This is a genomic window from Lysinibacillus sp. NPDC095746 (assembly GCF_044763535.1).
Lineage (GTDB): Bacteria > Bacillota > Bacilli > Bacillales_A > Planococcaceae > Lysinibacillus.
Genome location: NZ_JBIWGL010000005.1, coordinates 109897 through 132344, shown reverse-complemented (window position 1 = coordinate 132344; position 22448 = coordinate 109897). Strand labels below are relative to the sequence as shown.

At 38.3% G+C, this 22448-nt stretch carries 23 protein-coding genes, 1 tRNA gene and 1 pseudogene; 2 read left to right on the top strand and 23 right to left on the bottom strand.

The genetic code is table 11. The annotated features are described in order from the left end of the window. Positions 1–51: 51 nt before the first annotated feature. From ACIQ7N_RS05825 to ACIQ7N_RS05785, 9 genes and pseudogenes are all read right to left on the bottom strand, one after another. Entirely contained in the window at positions 52–384 is a 333-nt protein-coding gene (locus ACIQ7N_RS05825; protein ID WP_402930770.1) for a hypothetical protein, read from the bottom strand. Between the two features lie 123 nt (positions 385–507). Further along, positions 508–630 carry a hypothetical protein gene (locus tag ACIQ7N_RS05820; protein ID WP_255505174.1) on the bottom strand — a complete coding sequence of 41 codons (123 nt, stop codon included), beginning with the start codon at positions 628–630 and terminating at the stop codon, positions 508–510. 414 nt (positions 631–1044) lie between these two features. Beyond that, on the bottom strand, positions 1045–1653 hold the full coding sequence (locus ACIQ7N_RS05815) for an FMN-binding negative transcriptional regulator (RefSeq protein WP_402930768.1): 609 nt from the start codon (positions 1651–1653) through the stop codon (positions 1045–1047). Between the two features lie 17 nt (positions 1654–1670). Then, entirely contained in the window at positions 1671–1907 is a 237-nt protein-coding gene (locus tag ACIQ7N_RS05810; RefSeq protein WP_402930766.1) for a glutaredoxin family protein, read from the bottom strand. Positions 1908–2049: 142 nt separating this feature from the next. After that, positions 2050–4323, bottom strand: a complete 2274-nt coding sequence (locus tag ACIQ7N_RS05805; RefSeq protein WP_402930764.1) for a S9 family peptidase — start codon at positions 4321–4323, stop codon at positions 2050–2052. Between the two features lie 145 nt (positions 4324–4468). Then, positions 4469–6745, bottom strand: a complete 2277-nt coding sequence (locus ACIQ7N_RS05800; RefSeq protein ID WP_402930762.1) for a S9 family peptidase — start codon at positions 6743–6745, stop codon at positions 4469–4471. Positions 6746–7009: 264 nt separating this feature from the next. Then, on the bottom strand, positions 7010–7774 hold the full coding sequence (locus tag ACIQ7N_RS05795; RefSeq protein ID WP_402930760.1) for a TPM domain-containing protein: 765 nt from the start codon (positions 7772–7774) through the stop codon (positions 7010–7012). Continuing rightward, positions 7774–8180 (bottom strand): annotated as a pseudogene (locus ACIQ7N_RS05790) (LemA family protein); the annotation flags it as partial. The gene ACIQ7N_RS05795 and the pseudogene ACIQ7N_RS05790, both read right to left, overlap by 1 nt. Then, positions 8142–8354, bottom strand: a complete 213-nt coding sequence (locus ACIQ7N_RS05785) for a LemA family protein (RefSeq protein WP_402930758.1) — start codon at positions 8352–8354, stop codon at positions 8142–8144. The pseudogene ACIQ7N_RS05790 and the gene ACIQ7N_RS05785, both read right to left, overlap by 39 nt. A 181-nt stretch (positions 8355–8535) precedes the next feature. Here ACIQ7N_RS05785 and ACIQ7N_RS05780 point away from each other — a divergent pair, with 181 nt between their 5' ends. After that, positions 8536–9150 (top strand): spore coat protein, encoded by a 615-nt coding sequence (locus ACIQ7N_RS05780; protein ID WP_402930756.1) that lies wholly within the window; start codon positions 8536–8538, stop codon positions 9148–9150. Positions 9151–9584: 434 nt separating this feature from the next. Here ACIQ7N_RS05780 and ACIQ7N_RS05775 read toward each other — a convergent pair. Then, positions 9585–9659 (bottom strand) — tRNA-Arg (locus ACIQ7N_RS05775). An 815-nt stretch (positions 9660–10474) separates the two neighbouring features. Between ACIQ7N_RS05775 and clpP the strand changes: the two genes are divergently transcribed. After that, a complete protein-coding gene (gene clpP / locus ACIQ7N_RS05770; protein WP_132361998.1) occupies positions 10475–11056 on the top strand; it encodes an ATP-dependent Clp endopeptidase proteolytic subunit ClpP in 582 nt (193 codons plus the stop codon). 304 nt (positions 11057–11360) lie between these two features. On the opposite strand, the gene ACIQ7N_RS05765 is transcribed toward clpP, so the two are convergent. The 13 genes from ACIQ7N_RS05765 to hisD form a co-directional block, all read right to left on the bottom strand. Then, positions 11361–11573: a hypothetical protein gene (locus tag ACIQ7N_RS05765; protein WP_402930754.1), complete on the bottom strand. Its 213-nt coding sequence runs from the start codon at positions 11571–11573 to the stop codon at positions 11361–11363. Positions 11574–11746: 173 nt separating this feature from the next. After that, positions 11747–12004, bottom strand: a complete 258-nt coding sequence (locus ACIQ7N_RS05760; RefSeq protein ID WP_132362000.1) for an HPr family phosphocarrier protein — start codon at positions 12002–12004, stop codon at positions 11747–11749. A gap of 115 nt (positions 12005–12119) precedes the next feature. Continuing rightward, the gene (gene whiA / locus ACIQ7N_RS05755; protein ID WP_132362002.1) at positions 12120–13067 is read right to left on the bottom strand and encodes a DNA-binding protein WhiA; all 948 of its coding nucleotides are present in this window, start codon (positions 13065–13067) and stop codon (positions 12120–12122) included. Between the two features lie 65 nt (positions 13068–13132). Continuing rightward, positions 13133–14116: a gluconeogenesis factor YvcK family protein gene (locus ACIQ7N_RS05750; RefSeq protein ID WP_132362004.1), complete on the bottom strand. Its 984-nt coding sequence runs from the start codon at positions 14114–14116 to the stop codon at positions 13133–13135. Positions 14117–14120: 4 nt separating this feature from the next. After that, the gene (gene rapZ / locus ACIQ7N_RS05745; RefSeq protein ID WP_132362006.1) at positions 14121–15014 is read right to left on the bottom strand and encodes an RNase adapter RapZ; all 894 of its coding nucleotides are present in this window, start codon (positions 15012–15014) and stop codon (positions 14121–14123) included. Positions 15015–15023: 9 nt separating this feature from the next. Next, a complete protein-coding gene (locus ACIQ7N_RS05740; protein WP_132362008.1) occupies positions 15024–15491 on the bottom strand; it encodes an 8-oxo-dGTP diphosphatase in 468 nt (155 codons plus the stop codon). 396 nt (positions 15492–15887) lie between these two features. Further along, positions 15888–16832, bottom strand: a complete 945-nt coding sequence (gene trxB / locus ACIQ7N_RS05735; protein ID WP_132362010.1) for a thioredoxin-disulfide reductase — start codon at positions 16830–16832, stop codon at positions 15888–15890. 100 nt (positions 16833–16932) lie between these two features. After that, positions 16933–18456, bottom strand: a complete 1524-nt coding sequence (locus ACIQ7N_RS05730) for a tetratricopeptide repeat protein (RefSeq protein ID WP_402930749.1) — start codon at positions 18454–18456, stop codon at positions 16933–16935. A gap of 90 nt (positions 18457–18546) precedes the next feature. Continuing rightward, positions 18547–19164 (bottom strand): bifunctional phosphoribosyl-AMP cyclohydrolase/phosphoribosyl-ATP diphosphatase HisIE, encoded by a 618-nt coding sequence (gene hisIE, locus ACIQ7N_RS05725; RefSeq protein WP_402930747.1) that lies wholly within the window; start codon positions 19162–19164, stop codon positions 18547–18549. Continuing rightward, positions 19161–19922, bottom strand: coding sequence for an imidazole glycerol phosphate synthase subunit HisF (gene hisF / locus ACIQ7N_RS05720; RefSeq protein ID WP_402930745.1), 762 nt, complete (start codon positions 19920–19922; stop codon positions 19161–19163). Before hisF ends, hisIE begins: the two co-directional genes overlap by 4 nt. Then, positions 19916–20548 carry an imidazole glycerol phosphate synthase subunit HisH gene (hisH, locus tag ACIQ7N_RS05715; protein ID WP_402930743.1) on the bottom strand — a complete coding sequence of 211 codons (633 nt, stop codon included), beginning with the start codon at positions 20546–20548 and terminating at the stop codon, positions 19916–19918. Before hisH ends, hisF begins: the two co-directional genes overlap by 7 nt. Next, positions 20545–21144 carry an imidazoleglycerol-phosphate dehydratase HisB gene (gene hisB, locus ACIQ7N_RS05710; RefSeq protein ID WP_402930741.1) on the bottom strand — a complete coding sequence of 200 codons (600 nt, stop codon included), beginning with the start codon at positions 21142–21144 and terminating at the stop codon, positions 20545–20547. The genes hisH and hisB overlap by 4 nt, the downstream gene beginning before the upstream one ends. Positions 21145–21148: 4 nt before the next feature. Next, positions 21149–22423, bottom strand: a complete 1275-nt coding sequence (gene hisD / locus ACIQ7N_RS05705) for a histidinol dehydrogenase (RefSeq protein WP_402930739.1) — start codon at positions 22421–22423, stop codon at positions 21149–21151. Positions 22424–22448: the final 25 nt, after the last annotated feature.

Here is a 22448-nt window from a genome sequence, read left to right as displayed (position 1 = left end):
TCACGTCTTGTGATAACGCCTCCGGATCGTGTTGGCCGTTATACCGTAGGATCATCGGACACCTTCGAAAGCTTTACTCTGCGCGAAAGTAGCGTTAGTTTTATCTGTGCGAAAGCGGAGCGGCAGCGACACGATCTTTTCTGTGCAAAAGCGGAGCGGCAGAAACATGGTCTTTTCTGTGCGAAAGCGGAGCGACAGCAACATGGTCTTTTCTGTGCAAAAGCGGAGCGGCAGAAACATGGTCTTTTCTGTGCGAAAGCGCAGCGACAGCAACATGGTCTTTTCTGTGCGAAAGCGGAGCGACAGCAACATGGTCTTTTCTGTGCGAAAGCGCAGCGACAGCAACATGGTCTTTTCTGTGTGAAAGCGGAGCGACAGCGACAAAAAAACCAGCAGGGACGGAAATATCCCCCACGTTATGGTAGTGAGTATTATTAATTTAGTGTTAGTTTCTATTAACAAAAAAACCCGTAGCCTAATTATCATGGCTACGAGTTTTTTGTTTGCTTATTTTGTGAAAGATAAAATTGCGTTTTTCTTAAATCCGCCTAAAGCTTTTGTTGCTTCACTTTTATTTGTGTATTCAAAAATACGAACGTCCTTTTTCTCAAATACTGTAATAACCCACATTGTAAAATCTCCCTTCAACTATATATTTTTGTAATATAACAACCACTAAAAATGTGATACTTTTGATAAACTGTTTTATAACAATCTCTTACTGATTCTTATTCTACTCCTATTTTTTAAAAAATAAAGCCTAATGTGAAGGTCTTCACAAACTGTTCAATTTCTAAACGCTTTCATTGAACAATTTGTGAATTGTGGTTATTACCGCTAAAAATTCAAGTAAAGTAACTATCAATTTTTTCGATATAGGTCCTCATTGCCTGTTTTGCTGCCGCTACGCTTTCGCATAGATAAATTGCCATAAGAAGTGGAGTTCTTATCCAATTCCTCTTTGGAAGCACGCTAAAAGAAGCAAAAATATTCCGCTCATTCACCGCTACATACATAGCAGAAAAAATGCGGAATTTTTAGGATTCACTTATTGTTTTGCTTCATTAAACGAGCAATTTGCTGCTCATTTATATGTTCGATTTCTTCTAATTTTTGAATCACTAATTGCTGTCTTTCATTAGAATGATTCTGACTTAACTTCTTCTTCCCTTCCATACTTAAGATTTTTAATTTAAAGCCCTGAACCCCTTTATTTAGATTACTTACAAGCTGCTCATCTACCTGAGTTAGGCTATATGTGCTGGTAGGATGTTCATATTTTTTAATCATGTTGTTAAAGGAGTTCATTAATTCATCATCGTGTTCCATAAGCTCGATTTCCCCATAAACATGTACTGCTACATAATTCCATGTTGGAACAGCTTGATTTGTTTCATACCATGAGGGAGATATGTAGCAATGTGGCCCATGAAATATTGCTAAAACCTTTTGGTTCTCAATATCCTTCCATTGAGGATTCCCTTTTGCGAAATGCCCAATTACATAATCTTTTGTGTCATTCAACACTAGCGGAAGATGTGTAGCAAAGGGCATTCCTTCATGAGTCGAAAAGAGTGTTGCAAAACTGTTTTCCTGAATCACTGCTATCATCTCGGAAATATCCTTCATTTTAAAAGCCGCTGGTATGTACATAAGCAGATCCCCCTTTGTTATTCGCTACACAAATGCTCCATAAGTGTTGCGTAATCCAAATTGCCGTATTGTATCACTTGCCCATCTTTTTCTACTACCGGAATCATCAACATATATTTTTCATGTATGCTCTCGTCTTCTTCAATATTAATAATTTCTATTTCGAAATCTAGATCTTCCTGTACAAGCTTTAATGTATGCAGTCCTTCTACACATAGTCCACAATTAGCTCGACTAAAAAATTTCACGTTCAATTACAGCACCTCCCTTAAGAGCTATTATAAAACTATTAAACAAGAGAGTGTAATGTTCCCTTCAAAATTGGCTCCTATCCCTAAGCACTGTTCTAGTTAGAAAAAACTGTGCAAGGTACTCCCTGCACAGTTTACATTCATGTTATTTTTTTAAATGGCTATCTAAGAATTTTAGCATGGCAGTGTAGAACTCGATACGGTTTTCTTCATTATGGAAGCCATGGCCTTCATTATCTTTCAGCATGTATTCCACTTCAACGCCTCTAGCACGTAATGCTTCAACGATTTGATCTGATTCAGCCTTATTTACACGTGGATCATTTGCACCTTGAGCTACAAATAGCGGTGTCTTAATTTTATCCACATGGAAGACAGGTGAAGCGGCTGTTAATAGCTCCTTATCTTTTTCTGGATGCCCTACACGCTCATAAAGCATTTCACGCATTGTTTCCCAATATGGAGGAATTGTATTTAATAGCGTAAAGATATTCGATACACCTACGTAATCAACTGCGGCTGCATATAGATCTGGTGTATAAGTGATACCTGCTAATGTTGCATACCCTCCAAAGGATGCCCCATAAATTCCGATGCGTTTAGGGTCTGCAATGCCTTGGTCGATTGCCCATTGTACGCCATCTGTAATATCATCTTGAATTTTTAGACCCCATTGCTTATTACCAGCCTCAAGGAATTTTTTACCGTATCCAGCTGAAGAACGGAAATTCATTTGTAGTACCGCATAACCACGATTTGCTAGTAATTGCGTCTCAGGATTAAAGCCCCACATATCACGTGCCCATGGTCCACCGTGTGGATTGACGATAAGTGGCAGATTTTTAGCCTCTTTGTTTTTCGGTAAAGTTAAATAACCGTTAATCGTTAAGCCATCACGACTCTTATACGAAATTGGATGCATTTCTGCAAGCTCCTCTGGGTTTAACCAAGAGCCTAACGTTGCTAATTCTTTTATTTCATCAGTTGTTGAATCGTAGTAATAATATTTTCCGTAAACAGTGTCACTAGAAACGTTAACAATGAATTTTGTCATTTCTTTGTTGTAATCATTAATGCTTAATTCACTTTCTTGAACACCTAATTTGTTTTGAATTTTACGGAATAGTTTTTCAAAGTCTTCATCAAAGAATTGATAGTGTGCTTTATCTGTTATATAGCCACCATATAATATTTTATCTTTCTCAGGACTGTATAATACACCTAGTACATCCACTTCTGAGTTGGACATAATTACTTCTTCTTTACCTTCTAAATCATATTTCACCACTTCTACTTTATCTCTTCCTTTATTAGAAGTCGCGAAAATATGTTTATTGTCTTTAGAGAAGGCAAGTGGCATTACTTCATCTCCTGCTTTCATTTCAATAAACGGTTTGAATTCATCTTTCTCTGAATCACGGTAAAGAATGGTTCCTTCTACACCATCTGAAGTAACTGCCAGACGTACATTTCCATCATGATCGGCTAACCAACTTGAAATATTACCTGGGTTTTTTGCAACATGTTTAGTTTCTCCAGTCTTCACATTCAGCTTGTACACATCAAAAACTTTTGCATCTTCTTTATTCATCGTAATAAGGATTTCGTCTTTAACGCCCTGTAAATCACTTAATAACGCAACTGTTACATTCGGATATGGCGTTAAATCTTTTTCCTCATTACCATTAAATGTTGTGGAATAAATGTGGAAGTTTTCATCGCCACCTTTATCCTTTACATATAGTAAATTATCATCTTTCCAGAAGGATCCACCAATATCGCGATCCGTTGAACTAGATACACGTACTGGCTCACTATCATCATTCATTTTCTTTACGAACACATTTGAACGATTTTCCCATGCAGATTTATAAGTAATGTAATTTCCGTCTGGTGAAAGATGATAGCCGCCGTTTCCTGGGTTTTTCATGAAATCTTCTACGGAAATTTCTTTCACGCCTTCATTGCTTACAGCATTTTTCACATTTTTAGCATTGTTTAAAATTTTAACTGCATCTTGTTTAGAAATTGTTTCACTAGTTGGCAGACCGTTAAATAAGCCAAGTTTATTTGCTTTTTCTTGATACTCAGCAAGTGTTGCTTCTTTTTCCTCTTTATTTAGCGCTCTTACTAAAATACGTGCCGCTTCATCACGTTTAATATGGACACTTAAATCTTTTAATTCTTCGCCTTTTACCCACGTATCAATGATTTGCTGACGCATTGTCTCTGATCCATGTTGGAATGTTAGAGCTGTTACAGTTAAATCTAAAAATTCCTTAGCAGATAGACGTTCCTCTTTTACTTCTACTTGACTGCTAGTTTCATTGGCAGCGCGTACTTCCTGCATAGATACAGGAATAACCGCAGATGATGTTAAAATAACCGCTAATGATGCTGATAAAAACCTTTTTTTCAAAATGATTCCTCCTTATATCAGTACGCATTATGCATTTTGTCAATACAATGAAATTATACCAACTTCAGAACTTTTGTCAATTATTGGTCATAATGGTAAAAGACTGCGCAGAAAACTTAGTTCCTGCACAGTCTTTTTTCATTTATTATTTTTTTAAATGGCTATCTAAGAATTTTAGCATGGCATTATAAAATTCAATGCGATTTTCTTCATTTTGGAAACCATGGCCTTCATTATCCTTCACCATGTATTCCACATCAACGCCTCTTGCACGTAATGCTTCAACGACTTGATCAGATTCAGCCTTATTTACACGCGGATCATTCGCACCTTGAGCTACAAATAACGGTGTTTTAATTTTATCCACATGGAAGACAGGTGAAACAGCCGTTAATAGCTCTTTATCTTCTTCCGGATTGCCCACGCGCTTATAAAGTTGGTTACGCAATGTGTCCCAATACGGAGGGACTGTATTTAAAAATGTAAAGATGTTGGATACACCTACATAGTCCACTGCTGCAGCATATAAATCTGGAGTATACGTAATCCCAGCTAAAGTTGCATAACCTCCAAATGATGCACCGTAAATTCCGATGCGTTTAGGGTCTGCAATACCTTGATCGATTGCCCATTGTACGCCATCAGTAATATCATCTTGGATTTTTAGACCCCATTGTTTATAACCAGCCTGTAAAAACTCTTTACCATAGCCAGTTGAAGTACGGAAATTGACTTGTAATACCGCATAACCACGATTTGCTAGTAATTGCACCTCAGGATTAAAGCCCCACATATCACGTGCCCACGGACCACCGTGAGGGTTGACGATAAGTGGTAGATTTTTAGCATCTTTGTTTTTCGGTAAAGTTAAATAACCGTTAATCGTTAAGCCGTCACGACTCTTATATGAAATCGGATGCATTTCTGCAAGCTCCTCTTGTTTTAACCAAGGGCTTAGTGTTGCCATTTCAGTCATTTCATCTGTTGTTGAATCGTAGTAATAATATTTTCCGTAAACCGTGTCACTAGAAACACTAACAATGAATTTTGTCATTTCTTTGTTGTAATCATTAATGCCTAATTCACTTTCTTGAACACCTAATTTATGTTGAATTTTACGGAATAGTTTTTCAAAGTCCTCGTCAAAGAATTGATAATGTGTCTTGTCTGATACATATGTACCGTATAATAATTTATCTTTATCAGAACTATATAATACACCCATTACATCCACTTCTGCGTTGGACATAATTACTTCTTCATTACCTTCTAAATCATATTTAACAACTTCTACTTTGTCTCTTCCTTTATTAGATTTCGCCAAAATATGTTTATTGTCTTTAGTGAAACCAAGTGGTGTTACTTGATCCTCTTCTTCCATTTCAATAAATGGCTTGAATTCATCTTTTTCTGAATCTCGATATAGAACAGTGCCTACTACACCATCTGAAGCAACTGCCATACGTACATTTCCATCACGGTCTGCTATCCAGCTCGTAATATTACCTGGGTTTTTCGCAACATGTGTAGTTTTACCAGTCTTTATGTTAAGCTTGTACACATCAAAGACTTTCGCATCTTCTTTATTCATCATAATAAGGATTTCATCTTTTACACCCTGTAAGCCACTTAATATCCCAACTGTTACATTTGGATAAGGTGTTAAATCCTTTTCCTCATTACCATTAAATGTTGTTGAATAAATGTGGTGGTTTTCATCGCCACCTTTATCTTTTACATATAGTAAATTATCATCTTTCCAGAATAATCCCCCGATATCACGATCCGTTGAATTAGATACACGTACAGGCTCACTATCGTCATTCATTTTTTTCACGAAAATGTTTAATCGATTTTCCCATGCAGAAGCATAAGAAATGTAATTGCCATCTGGTGAAAGTTCATAGCCCATGTTTCCTGGATTTTTCATGAAATCTTCAACAGAAATTTCTTTCACGCCTTCATTATTGCTAACACCATTTTTCACATTTTTAGCGTTATTCAAAATTTTAACTGCATCTTGTTTAGAAATTGTTTCACTAGTTGGCAGACCGTTAAATAAGCCAAGTTTATTTGCTTTTTCTTGATACTCAGCAAGTGTTGCTTCTTTTTCCTCTTTATTTAGCGCTCTTACTAAAATACGTGCCGCTTCATCACGTTTAATATGGACACTTAAATCTTTTAATTCTTCGCCTTTTACCCACGTATCAATGATTTGCTGACGCATTGTCTCTGATCCATGTTGGAATGTTAGGGCTGTTACAGTTAAATTTAAAAATTCCTTAGCAGATAAACGTTCCTCTTTTACTTCTACTTGACTGCTAGTTTCATTGGCAGCGCGTACTTCCTGCATAGATACAGGAATGACAGCAGATGATGTTAAAATAACCGCTAATGATGCTGATAAAAATCTCTTCTTCAAAATGATTCCTCCATATATCAGTTTATGTTATATCGTTTGTCGATATAATTGAATTATAGCAATTTTATCTCTATTGTCAATAATTGATAATAATTAAGTATATTTCCCTTTTAAACCAATAAAAAAAGCGAACTGATTGAGTTCACTTTTTTACTATAAACAGTTATGCCACCGGAAGCTTCCGCCTATAAAGGAAGTCTGTCGCTACCAAAACACTTGTAACTGCCAGTTCACTTACACGTTACATAAGGCAGGCATCTGAAGTTAAAATTTCCGACTTGCTCCTCCACCAGCAGATGAGCCGCCCCCGAATCCGCCAAATCCACCGCCCCTAGAGCCGCCACCTCCGAATCCACCTGGAAAACCACCCGGAAAACCGCCACGTCTACCAGAACGAGGCCCTCCTCCTCTACCATTAGAAATAAATGTATAAATAACAAGTACGATGATAGTGATTAAAATAATCATCCACGTTGGCATTTCTTCATTGTCAGCTGTATTTTCAGGCATCTTTCCATCCCAATTGTATTCGTGTGCGACAGTTTGAAATACTTCTGCGTACGTTGCTTTAAATGCCTTATTAATGTCCCCAGCTCTTGCATTTGGATAAAACGCTGAATCTAAAATGCGCCCCAACTTGCCATCAGGTAATGCTCCTTCTAGACCTTGGCCTACAGCAATGACGACATCATTATTGCCATCGCCCTGCCCAAACGTTGCTAAAATTAAAACACCATTATTTTTTTGCGCATCGCCAATCCCCCATGAACGAATCATTTTTGTTGCATACATTTTTGGTTCTTCTCCGTTAATCGTATCTACTGTTACGACCATAATTTCAGCACCTGTGCCTTTGTCTAGCTGCTCTGAATAGTGGTTGAGTTCTTCCTTTACGGATGTTGATAAAACATTAGCAAAATCATGAATATACGTATTTTTCTTCGGTGTCGGCATTGCGGCATCCGCCATTCTTATAGACAGAATAAACATGATGCTAACAATAGCAAGTTGGAATATTAACCGTTTCATTATTGTTTACCTGAACTGCCAAAATCTATAGATGGTGCCTTTTCAGCACCCGCAGCTGCTTTAAAGTATTCTTTCTGTTCAAAACCAAACATCCCTGCAATAAGATTGCCTGGAAAACGTTTAACCGTTTTATTAAAAGTCTGCACTTCATTGTTGTAATCTTCTCGAGCCACCGCTAAACGATTTTCTGTCCCAGCTAATTCATCCATTAATTGACGGAAATTTGCATCTGCCTTTAAATTCGGATAATTTTCTACGACTACTAGTAATCGACTAAGTGCTCCGTTTAATGCATCATTGGCAACAGCCTGTTCCTTTGGACTTTGAGCACTTCCCATTTGTGCACGTGCCTCTGTAATGCTAGCGATCACTTCTTTCTCATGGTTACATAACCTTTTACAGATTCTACTAAGTTCGGAATCAAATCGTAGCGACGTTGTAGCTGATTTTCAACTTGCGCCCATTTCGAATCTACGCTTTCCTCTGCCGTTACTAGACTATTGTATTTTGGAATAAATAGTAAGGCCAATATAACTAAAATAATAACGATTATTCCTACAGGTCCAAATATTTTTTTCAATTCTAAAACCTCCTTCGCTTTCTGTTAGCTATCATCCATGATAAGCCTTTCTTTTTTCTAATGTGTAGCAAAAAAACATCCCTATTCTACATATATGCAAATGCATTAATACCGTATGAAATTTCTCTAACGTGCCATACTTAATACTGTAACAAACTATGATATTTAGGAGGCGCTTTTTTTGACACAATCGTTTCAAAACGAATCATCAAACCAAACATCGTTTAATCAACAACAAAGCCTAAATCATGGTGGACATGAGCAAATGGACTTGCATGAAACAATCGGTGCAATCATTGCTTGTATGAATCAATCCATTGTTTTACGTCCACATGTTAAGGACACAGAGTTACTTAGTATTTTGGATCGCCAATACAATTTCACATTAGGTATGTATAACACTATTGTGGAATCTTATAGCACAGGTCATGATCCATCTGTTCCTACAGGTCGCTATCAAATGGAGACAGGAAATAATTTTAAATATGGATTAACTCCTGGCCAACCTAAAAAGCCAATGCAAAATGCAAACGAGCTCAGCGATGAATGTATTTCTGGCTTCTTACTTGGCGCTCAAAAGGGTGTGGCAAAAGGTATGACTGCAGCAGCAACAGAAACTACAAACCCTGTTGTTCGTCGCGTTATTGCCGATAGTATTCCCAACTGCATTGAAATGGCATACGAATTATCTATATACCAAAATATGCATGGCTACTATCAAGTACCTCAATTTTCTCAACAAGATATGCAAACGATGCTTAATGCATACAGCACTACAACAAATCCCCTTCATTAATTTTTAAAAAAAAGAGCAGCCCATCTGTGGTCACTATCACCCAGGGGCTGCTCTTGTTTAATTTTTTATAAAAAATGCTTTCGTTCATGGATTCGCCAAGTCGATCACCCATCGAATAACTAAAAATAGCACCTGGAGTGAATGTTTAGCCATTCATCCTGGTGCTATTTTTAGACTATTTGTAAAAAAAAAAGAATCCCCTCAGATAGGATTCTTTTTTTTCGACTAGTATAACTAGTCTTCACGTACAGTATGTTCACTAAAAATAATTTGGAGTTGTTGCTTTTTTGAAGGTTTGAAAGGAACATATACGGGAATAATGCCTATTAAGCAATATTTCCATTATATTCCCTTCTCTTTTCCCCACTAAGCAGGCTGCTAAACTACTTATTAGGAGAATTGAGTTATTAAAGTAAATCAAATAATCAGTAAAATGGCGCCCTCGGAGGGAATCGAACCCCCAGTGCAAGAACCGGAATCTTACGTGTTATCCATTACACCACGAGGGCAATTAAACAAAAAAAAAGTACTCACCCTAGGCTTTAGAAAAGCATGATGTAGATAACCCTCATGTGAAGCATACCTGCAAAATAGTGTACTGTACTTTAACTTATGTGACCTTATCAATTATACAAACCTATTGCCCATATTTCAACTATAGAATGCAAAACATTTTAACTTTTTTTATCTTGATTCAATAAGTATCAAAATACCTACGAAAAATAGATAAACTACAGACGGATATCACAGATTTGTGAATTATGCTGATACCCTTTTAATTTTGGACACGCTATCTATTTACATGAGAGCAAAGCGTTTGCGGTACTTCCTTATTTGCGTGGAAGCGAGGCGGTAATGGGAATGTTTTTTGTAGCAACAGCGAGGCGGTAGCATAAAATGTTTTCTGGGCGAAGACGACAGCATTAAGTGTTTTTGGGCGAGGGCGAAGCGTGCATCCAATGGTTTCTGGCAAGGGCGAAGCGATTGCATCCAAGTTTTTTGTGGCAAAAAGCAAAGCGACTGCATCCAATATTTTTGGAGCGAAAGCGAAGCGGTAGCATCCAATGGTTTCTGGGCGAGAGCGAAGCGATTGCATCCAATGTTTTGGTGACCAAAGCGAGGCGGCAGCGTCCAATAGTTTCTGTGGCGAAAGCGAGGCAGCACTATTAATACGCCAAGGAAAAATTGATTTAATTTATTTTACTTTAACAGGGTTAATATTTGACCTTCCCTGACTATAATGTGTATGATAAGGATACAGCTGAATTACCAAGGAAGTTTTCAGCAAAAGTATTCGAATTTAGTTTTTTAAGGAGGATTTAACATGAATTTAATTCCTACAGTTATTGAACAAACAAGTCGTGGTGAACGTGCTTATGACATCTATTCACGACTACTAAAAGATCGTATCATCCTATTAGGAAGTGCAATTGATGACAACGTTGCTAACTCAATTGTTGCTCAACTTCTATTCCTACAAGCAGAAGATCCAGACAAAGATATTTTCCTTTACATTAACTCACCAGGTGGATCTATCACTGCTGGTATGGCAATTTATGACACAATGCAAATTATCAAGCCACAAGTACAAACAATTTGTATCGGAATGGCAGCATCTATGGGTGCTTTCCTACTTGCTGCTGGTGAACCTGGTAAACGTTTCGCATTACCGAATGCTGAAGTAATGATTCACCAACCTCTTGGCGGTGCACAAGGTCAGGCAACTGAAATCGAAATCGCTGCAAAACGTATTTTATTCTTACGTGAAAAATTAAATGGAATTTTATCAGAACGCACTGGTCAACCACTTGAAGTCATTGCAAGAGATACAGACCGCGATAACTTCATGACAGCTGAGCGTGCAAAAGAATACGGCCTAATCGACCAAATTATGGAACGTAAATAAAAAAGTTAAAGGCATCCCAGATTATTTCTGGGATGTCTTTTTTTGTTCGACACTAACTGTATTGGTTTGATGGGACTATCCTTCACTTTGATTGGGCTATCCACAATTTTAATGGTTCTATCCACGACTTTAATGGTTCTATCCACGACTTTAATGGCTCTATCCACGATTTTAACGGTTCTATCCACGATTTTTATGGCTCTATCCACGATTTTAATGGTTCTATCCACGACTTTATGCTCTATCCACGATTTTAATGGTTCTATCCACGACTTTGGTTACTCTATCTTTCATTTTGACGGTTCTATCCATTATTCTGACTCTTCTTTCCGTCGCTCTGACTCTTCTTTCCGTCGCTCGGCTCTTCTTTCCGTTGCTCTGATCGTTCTTCCGTCGCTTCAGCCTTTCTTTCCGTCGCTCTGACTCTTCTTTCCGTCGCTCTGACTCTTCTTTCCGTCGCTCGGCTCTTCTTTCCGTCGCTCGGCTCTTCTTTCCGTTGCTCTGATCGTTCTTCCATCGCTTTGACCTTTCTTTCCGTCGCTTCAGCCTTTTCTTTCCGTCGCTCTGACTCTTCTATCCGTCTCTTCGGCCATATTTCCCATCGCTTTAGCTCTACTTTCAGTGCAAAAGCGCAAAAAAACTGTCCAACATGTAAGTTTTACTGTTGGACAGTTTTTGCGTCATAGTTCTTTAATCTTCTTTTTCGATTAGTGCTGCTAATGCTGTAACCGCTTGCTCAGCATCGTTGCCATCGCCACTAAGTACAACCTCTGTTCCTTTTGCAATGGCTAAGCTCATAACACCCATAATGGATTTAGCATTTACTTTTTTCTCGTCTTTTTCCAGAAAGATATCTGCGTTAAAACGATTTGCTTCTTGTACAAATAGTGCTGCTTGTCTAGCTTGTAGTCCTAATTTTAATTTTACATGGACTCTTCTCTCGGTCATTCTTAAAACTCCCCTTTACTACCGTTCATCTATTATTTTTATCTTACCTTACTTACTAGCAAAAGAACAATATGCGATTACGCTTTTCACATTCATACCTGAAAAGTATGAAAATTTAACCACCAATTTTTTCTCCGCTTCTTAATGCATCGGCTATTTCATCTATTTTCCGTAATCGATGATTGACACCGGATTTACTAACCGTTCCACTTGATACCATTTCACCAAGTTCTTTTAGTGTGACATCTTGGTATTCTACGCGTAATCGTGCAATTTCACGTAGTTTTTCTGGCAATTGATCTAGACCTATTGCATTTTCAATAAATCGGATATTTTCTACTTGACGTAATGCGGCGCCTATTGTTTTATTCAAGTTCGCTGTTTCACAGTTAACTATGCGATTGACACTATTTCTCATGTCTCGCAATATGCGGACGTCTTCGAATTTCATCATTGCTTGATGCGCTCCAACAATGTTAAGGAAATCTGAAATTTTTTCCGCTTCTTTTAAATAAGTTACGAAGCCTTTTTTTCGTTCAATTGTTTTTGCATTGAGCTCAAATTCATTCATTAAATCCATTAAGGCCTCGCCGTGCTCTTTATATAATGAATAAATTTCTAAATGGTAGGCGGATGTTTCTGGATTGTTGACAGAGCCACCCGCTAAAAATGCGCCTCGTAAATATGCTCTTTTTTGACCACTCTTTTTAATGAGCTTCCGAGAAATAGTATGATTAAATTGAAAGTCGTCTGAGATGATTTCTAAATCAATCAGTAGCTCACGCGCACCTTCTCTTACGCGGCAAATGTATACGTTATTTTTTTTCAAACGCATTTTTTTTCTAACAAGTAACTCTACATTATACGGATACAGCTTCTTCATAATCGTATAAAGTCTTCTTGCGATTGCAGCGTTTTCAGTTTGTACGTCTAAGCTTAACTGTTTATTAGCAAAGGATAATGAACCATTCATACGAATTAGGGCAGATACTTCTGCTTTCATACAATGATTGTCCGCTTCTATTTGCGTTAACTCTTTTTTCGTTTCTGAAGCAAAAGACATATCACGCCCTCCTTTCAACTTTTTGTTCTATGTATATGTTCATCTTATCATATACAATAAGCGCTTTATGATTCACTAACTTCTTGTTCATAGATATTTGCGTAATCTACAAGCCATTTCGCAACGTTTGTAGCATTATGACGCACCGTCCCATCTGGGCGAATCGTGGCAATATCCCGTTTAATAACCTCTAATCCCATACTTTCAAGCTTTGCAACGTCGAATGTTACTGGCTCAGCACACTCTTCCTTATAAAGCTCTTTTACAGGATGAGGGAGTTTTACATCATTCACCAATATAGAATCAATGAAGGAGTCACTAACATGTTTATATATAGCTTTAACATGATCACCTGCTGTATATGAAATGGTTTCACCTTTTTGAGTCATTAAATTACAAACATAAATTTTTCTTCCTTTAGCCTTTACAACAGCTTCTCCTATTCCTTTTACAAGAAGGTTTGGAATAATGCTTGTATATAAACTTCCTGGACCAATTAAAATATAGTCAGCACGATGAATTGCTCGAATAGCCTCTGGTAACGGTTTCACATTTTCAGGCACTAAAAAAACACGACTAATTCGTTTTTTTGCCTTTGGAATTTTAGATTCCCCTTCAATGATTGAACCGTCCTCAAGCTCAGCATGTAAATTTATCTTTTTGTTGGCAGCTGGTATGACGCGACCATGGACCTTTAAAACCTTTCCCATTTCACTAATAGCATGGTTAAAATCCCCGGTAATATCTGTTAAAGCAGTCAGCATTAAATTACCTAATGAATGCCCACGTAAATCTTCTGATGCAGAAAATCGGTATTGAAACATTTGCTCTACAAGCGGCTCAACATCCGATAACGCCGCGATCACATTACGGACATCACCAGGTGGTGGAATATCATAGTCATCTCGTAAACGTCCTGAAGAACCACCATCATCTGCTACTGTCACAATTGCAGTAATATCAAATGGGTGGTGCTTGAGCCCTCGTAGTAACGTAGAAAGCCCCGTACCACCACCAATTACAACAAGCTTTGTTCGCTTCTTTCCCATTCACTCAATCCTTTCTACGATTGATGTCACGATGTGTAATAACAGTATTTTCCTTTCCAGCTAAATATGCCCCAAAATACTCTGCTAATGTTACTGAACGATGCTGTCCTCCAGTACATCCAAAGGCAATGACAAGTTGTGATTTGCCCTCTTGTCTATAGAGCGGAATCATAAATTCAAACAAATCCGTTAGTTTTTGAATAAGTGTTTGCGTATCTTCAAGTGCCAAAACATAAGAAGATACCTCAGTTTGTAAGCCCGTTTTAGGGCGTAACTCTTCTACATAATATGGATTTTTCAAAAAACGGACATCAAATACTAAGTCGGCATCTATCGGCATACCATGTTTAAATCCGAAAGACATAATATTTACCGAGAAAATATTATCAGCATCGCTGGCAAATTCTTTAGCGATTTTTTCACGTAGCTCTTTAGGCTTCATATTAGATGTATTATAGACAAATTTAGCGCGACCTTTTACTTCGGATAAAAGCTTACGTTCTTGTTTAATGCCATCTAATGGTAAACCATTTACAGCCAATGGATGTGCACGTCTTGTCTCTTTATAACGTCTAACTAAAGCTGCATCATCTGCATCTAAAAATAAAATACGTGCAACGATGTCACCTTCTTTTAGAATATGGTCGAGAGCGCCGATAAGAGAATCAAAAAAGTCGCCACCACGCATATCCATGACAGCTGCTATACGTGTAATATTTTTACCCGAATCCCTTAGTAAGGTTAAAAATGTTGTAAGTAACGCTGGTGGTAAATTATCAATACAGTAATACCCTAAATCCTCAAAGCTTTGAATAGCTACTGTTTTCCCAGCTCCAGACATTCCTGTAATAATAACCAATTCACTTGTACCTTTTGGTCCTTCAACCACCACTGTCATGCAGCTCCTTTATTGTTCGATTGATATTTGTATTTTCTCATGAAGTAATTCAAATTCAGTTGTGTATTCAAATGTACCGTACTGAATGCCTGATTGTGAGATAGCAAATTGTAAGTTTGTTCGATCACCTTCAGCCATTGGCAAATGTTTCAAATCCTCTACTGGGTGCCATGCAAGTTCGCCTTCTCTAGTTTCTTTAAACGGTACTCCTTCTACATCCTTTGCAACAAATGTATAAAGCATCCATTCGTCCACTACCTCATTATTTTCTTTAATAACCATTGTATAAACACCCTTTAAATGAGCATTTATTGGTGTGACATTTGTTTCTTCTTTAAACTCCCGTACTGCAGCCTCATAAATCGATTCACCGCTCTCCATTTTACCGCCAGGAGCTACGTACCAGCCACGTCTCGGCTTCTGAAGTAATAACACTTGACCGTCTTTTACGGCTATTAAATTTGCAATTCTTTGCATAGGCACACCTCTAATCTCTTTTGCATTCTACCTTTTATTATAGCAAGACCAAACAAGGTTTGTCCTCAATTCTAAACTTTACGTCATTTGCAATTTTAACTTTATCGATACTGTTTTTAACCTTTACTCAAACATATGAAACTCAGTCATAAAAATTTCCGTTCACAACAAAAATAGGCTGCTCCACCTAATTGGTGGAAACAACCTACTTAACAAAATAAAAGGGGGATTGCTAATTACAATTTATATATTACACCTTTTATATGTCATTCAAGTTACAACTATATTAAGACCGTATTAAAATTGTATTTTTTACCTCAAAATATTGATCTTGGGCATTCTACTAAAATATGCACACCCATTTTGAAAGGAGATTGCCCTTTTCAATGATCCACTTTAAGCATTAATTTTTTCTAATAATTCTTCCACATAGTGCTGTACTGCTTGTGCTGCAATACTTCCATCCCCTGTCGCTGTAACGATTTGACGAAGTGATTTTTCACGTACATCTCCAGCTGCGAAGATACCTGGTACTGTCGTTTCCATATTATCATTTGTCACAATATAACCAGCATCATTTAAAATGCCTAGAGACTCAAATGGTTTTGTTAATGGAAGCATACCAATGTATACGAATACGCCATCAGTAGCAAAATTAGATTCTGTACCATCTACAGTTGATTGTAATGTTACACTTCCAACTTTACCGTTAGCCTCATTAATTTCTTTCACTGTTGCATTCCAAATGAAATCAATTTTTTCATTAGCAAAGGCACGATCTTGGAGAATTTTTTGTGCACGTAATTTATCACGTCGGTGTACAATTGTTACTTTATCAGCGAAGCGAGTTAAATAAACGCCCTCTTCAACAGCAGAATCCCCGCCACCTACGACAACAAGATTTTTTTGCTTGAAGAATGCACCATCACATACTGCACAATAGCTGACACCACGGCCGCCAAGTTCTTTTTCGCCAGGCACGCCCATTTTTTTATACTCGGCACCTGTAGAAAGAATAATTGCTCGTGTTTTATATTCTTTAGTACCTGATTTTATTGTTTTATATTCCTCACCATCAATAATTTCAGTTACGTCGCCATATGCATACTCTGCACCGAATTTTTTAGCATGATCGAACATTTTTGTAGATAGTTCAGGCCCTAGAATTGTATCAAACCCAGGATAGTTTTCTACTTCTTCTGTATTTGCCATTTGTCCGCCAGGGATCCCACGTTCAATCATTAAAGTTGAAAGGTTGGCACGTGATGTGTAAACAGCTGCAGTCATCCCAGCAGGACCTGCACCAATTATTACTACATCATAAATTTTTTCTTCTGACATAAATACTTCCCCCTAAACAGATTTTTTACTTTTTTATAATAATGTTAGTATGTTCATCGTATGTGAAAGTAAAAAGTTATTCAACTATGTTGCTCACGGTCTAATTATGAGTGTCTGGTAAGAACATTAAAATCTCTTCAATATACTTCGATAAAGTTGACACTGACACTCCGTATTGCTGAGCGATTTCTTTTTTTGTCACCTTGAGCATTCGGGAAGAACGGAATAAATAATCATTTGCTCCTGCAATAGCTGCTGGATTTGTAAAACGATAATTGTTCATCAATGCTTGCTCACAAAGCACAAACCACATTTGGAACATTGGTGCAATTAATGTCGTTAGCTTTTCATACTGCTCTAGTAAAATTTCTGGCACACTTACTGCTCGTATAAAGCTAGCCTCTACTTTGTTTTTCATATCAAATTGATGTCCTAGTGCATAAGCGAGGAATAGCTTTTCATACGCATTAAATTGGTCAACATCTATCCATTTTGGATGCGCAATAATTTCCTGTTTATGTGCTGTACAGCTTAATAAAAACAAACCAAATATGCGTTCACTTGTATACTCGCTCTCTAGCTTTTCTACAATATAATCACGGTCATGTTCTAATGCATCAAGTGAATAATTGTTTTCTTCTTGACGCCAAGGTTCAAAGCCTTCTTTATCGGGATCTAGCTCAAGTAGCTGCTCCCATGTACTTTTTGAAATTTCTTCATGTCCTGAGAAATAAGCGGCATGTGATAACCAAAAGTAAAAGCCAGCATCGCCTACATAGCCTCTTTTCTGCATGCTACGCAACCATTTAAATGCTAAATCATATTGTCCAACGAGCGCTAATGTTGCACCCAGCTTGTAGCGATGTTCCCATAAGTATGGTTGAATTTTCACAAGTATTTCTAAAAGATCCTTTAAATCTTCTTCATTTTTTTCATAGTATGCGATAACCGTTAAATTACATAGTGCATGTAAATTCCCTTTATTTTCACGTAATACAGTGTTTAGCAGCGCTTTCGCTTGTTCTGCTTCACCCACATAAAAATAGGCAAGGGCTAAGTTATTATAAGCCGACCAAAAATCTGGTCTATCTTCAATTAAGTTTTCTAGCATTTTAATAGCTTCAGGGAAATCTCCCTTTTCCATACAGCGTCTCGCCTGTTCTTGCCGATATAAATCTTCAGCTGAACCTTCAAGCTCCTCAAAATCATCCTGCTCAAAATCAACAAACTCTAATATTTCAGCAGCTTCATCTGCATAGGCACCTTCTGGCTCTATTTGTAAATATTGCTCTGCAAAGCGCTTAGCATCATGTATGATGCCGATACATCCTGAAACCTCTGCCATGTAAAAAATAATTTCTGGATTGTCTTTATCTATTTGATAGGCACGACGAAGTAGATCATACGCTTCCTCGAAACGTTGACCCTCTAACTCTATTATCGCTAATTGTAATAAAATCATCGGATCATCAGGGCTTAAATCAACTGCTCGCTGCAAATATTTATAGGCTTTATTCATTTGTCCACTATTCATTGCTTGAATTGATTTTTTATAATAATAGTCGCCTGTTGGAATGAACGACACTATATTCGTTTGATTCTCTTTTTGACGTTTCTTTTCCAAAATATTTCCTCCGAAACAAGAAATAAGGAACGTATTATACGTTCCTTTACACAGTAACTTCTATTATAACATACAATAAGCAATATGCCGTTATTTCTCCTCGTGACGTTTTTCTAACACATGTAACACGTCATAAATACTTACTTTTTGCTCTTGCAGTAATACTAGTAAGTGATACATTAAATCGGCAGCCTCCCATTTCACTTCTTCTGCATCGCGATTTTTTGCACCTATGACAACTTCAGTCGCTTCTTCTCCAACTTTTTTACAAATTTTATCGATTCCTTTATCGAACAAATATGTAGTATACGCCCCTTCTGGCATTTCTTGCTCGCGCTTTTCAATGACCTTTACGAGTTTAGAAAGAGTCTCAACAGATCCGACCTTGGCATTGTGCTGAATAATCTCCGTAAAGCAAGAAGTTGTTCCAGTATGACAAGCCGGTCCAGCAGGAATTACTTCCACAATTAATGCGTCACCATCACAGTCCGCCTTGATAGATACCACTTTTTGCGTATGACCACTCGTTGCCCCTTTGTGCCAGAGCTCTTGACGTGAACGTGAGAAAAACCATGTTTCTCCTGATTCAAGCGTTTTTTCTAGAGATTCTTTATTCATATACGCTACAGTTAGTATTTCTTTTGTATTTGCATCTTGTACAACCGCAGTGACAAGACCTTTTTCATCAAATTTAATGCTGTCAATCATCTCACTGTCACTCCTTTTTCACGTAAGTATTCTTTTACTTGTGCTACGCTCGTTTCTTTATAATGGAAGATGGATGCCGCAAGTGCTGCATCTGCATCGATACCTTCAGCTAATACCTCGTTAAAATGTTCGGCATTCCCTGCACCTCCGCTTGCAATAACAGGAACTGTCACAGCCTCTCTCACAGCTTTTGTTAACGCTAAATCAAAACCGGATTTCTCACCGTCCTGATTCATACTCGTTAATAAAATTTCACCTGCACCTAAGCGAACCGCTTCCTTCGCCCATTCAGTTGCTCGCCATATTGTTTTGTTTCGGCCCCCATGCGTATAAACCATCCACGTGGCATCTTCTTCGCTATAGCGGGCATCAATAGCTACAACAATACATTGTGCGCCAAAAAAGTCAGAACCTTCTTTAATAAGATCTGGACGCTCTAAAGCAGAAGTATTCACTGATACTTTATCGGCACCTGCACGTAAAATACGTTTCATATCATCTAATGTTCGAATTCCACCACCTACTGTGAATGGAATGGCTAATGTGGCTGCAGTTTGCCGTACGACATCCACCATTGTTTGACGTCCTTCATGTGATGCCGAAATATCTAGAAACACAAGCTCATCTGCCCCTTGCTCATCATAAAACTTAGCAAGCTCAACTGGGTCACCCGCATCACGTAAAGACACAAACTGTACACCTTTGACAACACGTCCCTCTTTCACATCAAGACATGGAATAATGCGCTTTGTTAACATGATGCCACCCCCTTCAACCATTGCTCTAATAAATGCACACCTAGTTCGCCTGACTTTTCAGGATGGAACTGCATGCCCGTAATAGAGCCATTTGCCACAATGCCAGGAACTTTAATACCATAATAATCCGCATAAGCGACAAGCTCCGTTTCCTCGATATCAGTTGCATAAAATGAGTGCACAAAATAAACATGCTTTGCCGTTACTTCACCATTTAACCAAGAAGGATGCTTTGTCACGACGAGCTCATTCCATCCCATATGCGGCACTCGATACTTCTGCCCAGCGTTGTCACCAGTAAATCGTTTAATGCTGCCTTTAAAAAAGCCCAGCCCCTTCGTCGGGGACACTTCTTCACTTTGCTCAAATAACAATTGCATGCCTAAGCAAATTCCGAGAAGTGGTCGATTTTCTGCTTTCACCTTGTGTAAATATTGATCTAAATTCGTTTCAGCTAAACGTTTGATGGCATCTGGAAACGCTCCAACACCAGGAAGCAACAGTGCATCTGTTGCATCTAGCACTGTCTCGTTAGCCGTAACAACAACCTCACAGCCAAGTCGTTTTAATGCTTGTTCAACGCTAAATAAATTGCCCATTCCATAATCAATAACACCTATTTTCACGTTAACAGCCCCTTAGTCGATGGTACACCTTTAACACGTGGATCGATTTCCACTGCTGCGTCAATGGCACGTGCTAACGCTTTAAAAATAGCTTCAATAATATGATGTGTATTATGGCCATAAGGTACGATCACATGAACATTCATCCGAGCCTCAAGTGCAAACTTCCACAAAAATTCATGTACTAATTCAGTATCGAAGCTACCGACCTTTTCCTTCAACTGTGGCACACGATATTCTAAGTGAGGACGATTGGAGCAATCTACAACGACCTGTGCAAGTGCATCATCCATTGGCACAAATGCTATGCCGTAACGCTTTATTCCTTTTTTATCACCGAGCGCTTCACGAATAGCTTGGCCTAAGACAATTCCTAGATCTTCTGTTGTATGATGATCATCTATATACGTATCACCATTCGCTTCTATCGTCCCATCAAAAAGCCCATGTTTAATAAATAGGTCAAGCATGTGATCCATAAAGCCAACACCTGTTTTAATATTTGCTTTCCCTTCACCATCTAAATCGATAGCTACAGAAATTTGCGTTTCATTTGTTGTACGTTCAACTTTTGCATATCGTTTCTTTTCAGTCATTGTATTACCCCTTTTCCCAGCCACGCGATTCCACTGCACGCGCATGACCCTCTAAGCCTTCCATACGTGCTAGACGTGCAATTTTCGGTGCGTTTTCTGCCCAAGTTTTTTCACTATAAAAAACGACGCTCGATTTTTTCACAAAATCATCGACATTTAAGCCACTTGCAAAGCGTGCAGTGCTATTCGTTGGCAGCACATGATTTGTCCCTGCAAAGTAATCACCAACTGGTTCAGAGCTATAACGGCCAATGAAAATCCCCCCTGCATGTCGTACTTGCTCAGCTACAGCCTCCGCATTTTTTGTGACAATTTCTAAATGCTCAGGCGCTAGCGAATTAATGGCATCTACAGCATCTACCATCGTTTCAGCCACATAAATGACACCAAAGTTTTCTATCGATGCACGTGCTACCTCTTCACGCGGTAAAGTCGTTAGTTGCTTCTCCACTTCATTAGCTACTTTTATAGCCAATTGCTCAGAAGTCGTTACTAAAATGGCACAAGCTAATTTATCGTGTTCAGCCTGCGATAAAAGATCGGCTGCGATTTCATCAGCAAATGCTGTGTCGTCTGCTAACACGGCAATTTCACTTGGGCCAGCAATCATGTCAATGGCTACCTCACCAAACACTTCACGTTTTGCTAATGCTACAAAAATATTTCCTGGACCCGTAATTTTATCAACTGGAGAAATAGTCTCTGTACCATACGCAAGAGCTGCAATCGCCTGAGCTCCACCGATTTTGTATATTTCTTCTACTCCTAAAATATGCGCTGCAGCAAGCACACCTGGAGGTAATTTTCCATCGCGACCTGCTGGAGATGTCATAACAATGCGCTGGACACCAGCAACTTGTGCAGGAATAACGTTCATCAAGACCGAAGAAGGGTATGCTGCTGTACCACCAGGAACATAAAGACCAACTGCATCGAGAGCCGTAATGCGTTGTCCAAGCCATGAACCATCTGTCAGTTCCAAGCGATAACCTGCACGTTTTTGCTGCTCGTGATAAAGGCGAATGTTTTGAGCAGCTTCTGTTAAATCAGCATAAAGCTGTTGATCAATTGTATTAGCGCCCTCTTCTATCTCTTTCTTCGTTACGCGTAAATAGTCAGGGGCAAAGCCATCCCATTTTTCTGTATAAAAACGTATGGCTGCGTCACCCTGTGCGCGAACATCTTTCAATACTTGACGTACAATCTTTAACTGTTCTTCATTTCCACCTTCCAGTGGTCGTTTTAAGGAAATACCTTTTTCTAGCTTTACTATTTTCATAGGATTAATCTCCTTTAAATCTAGG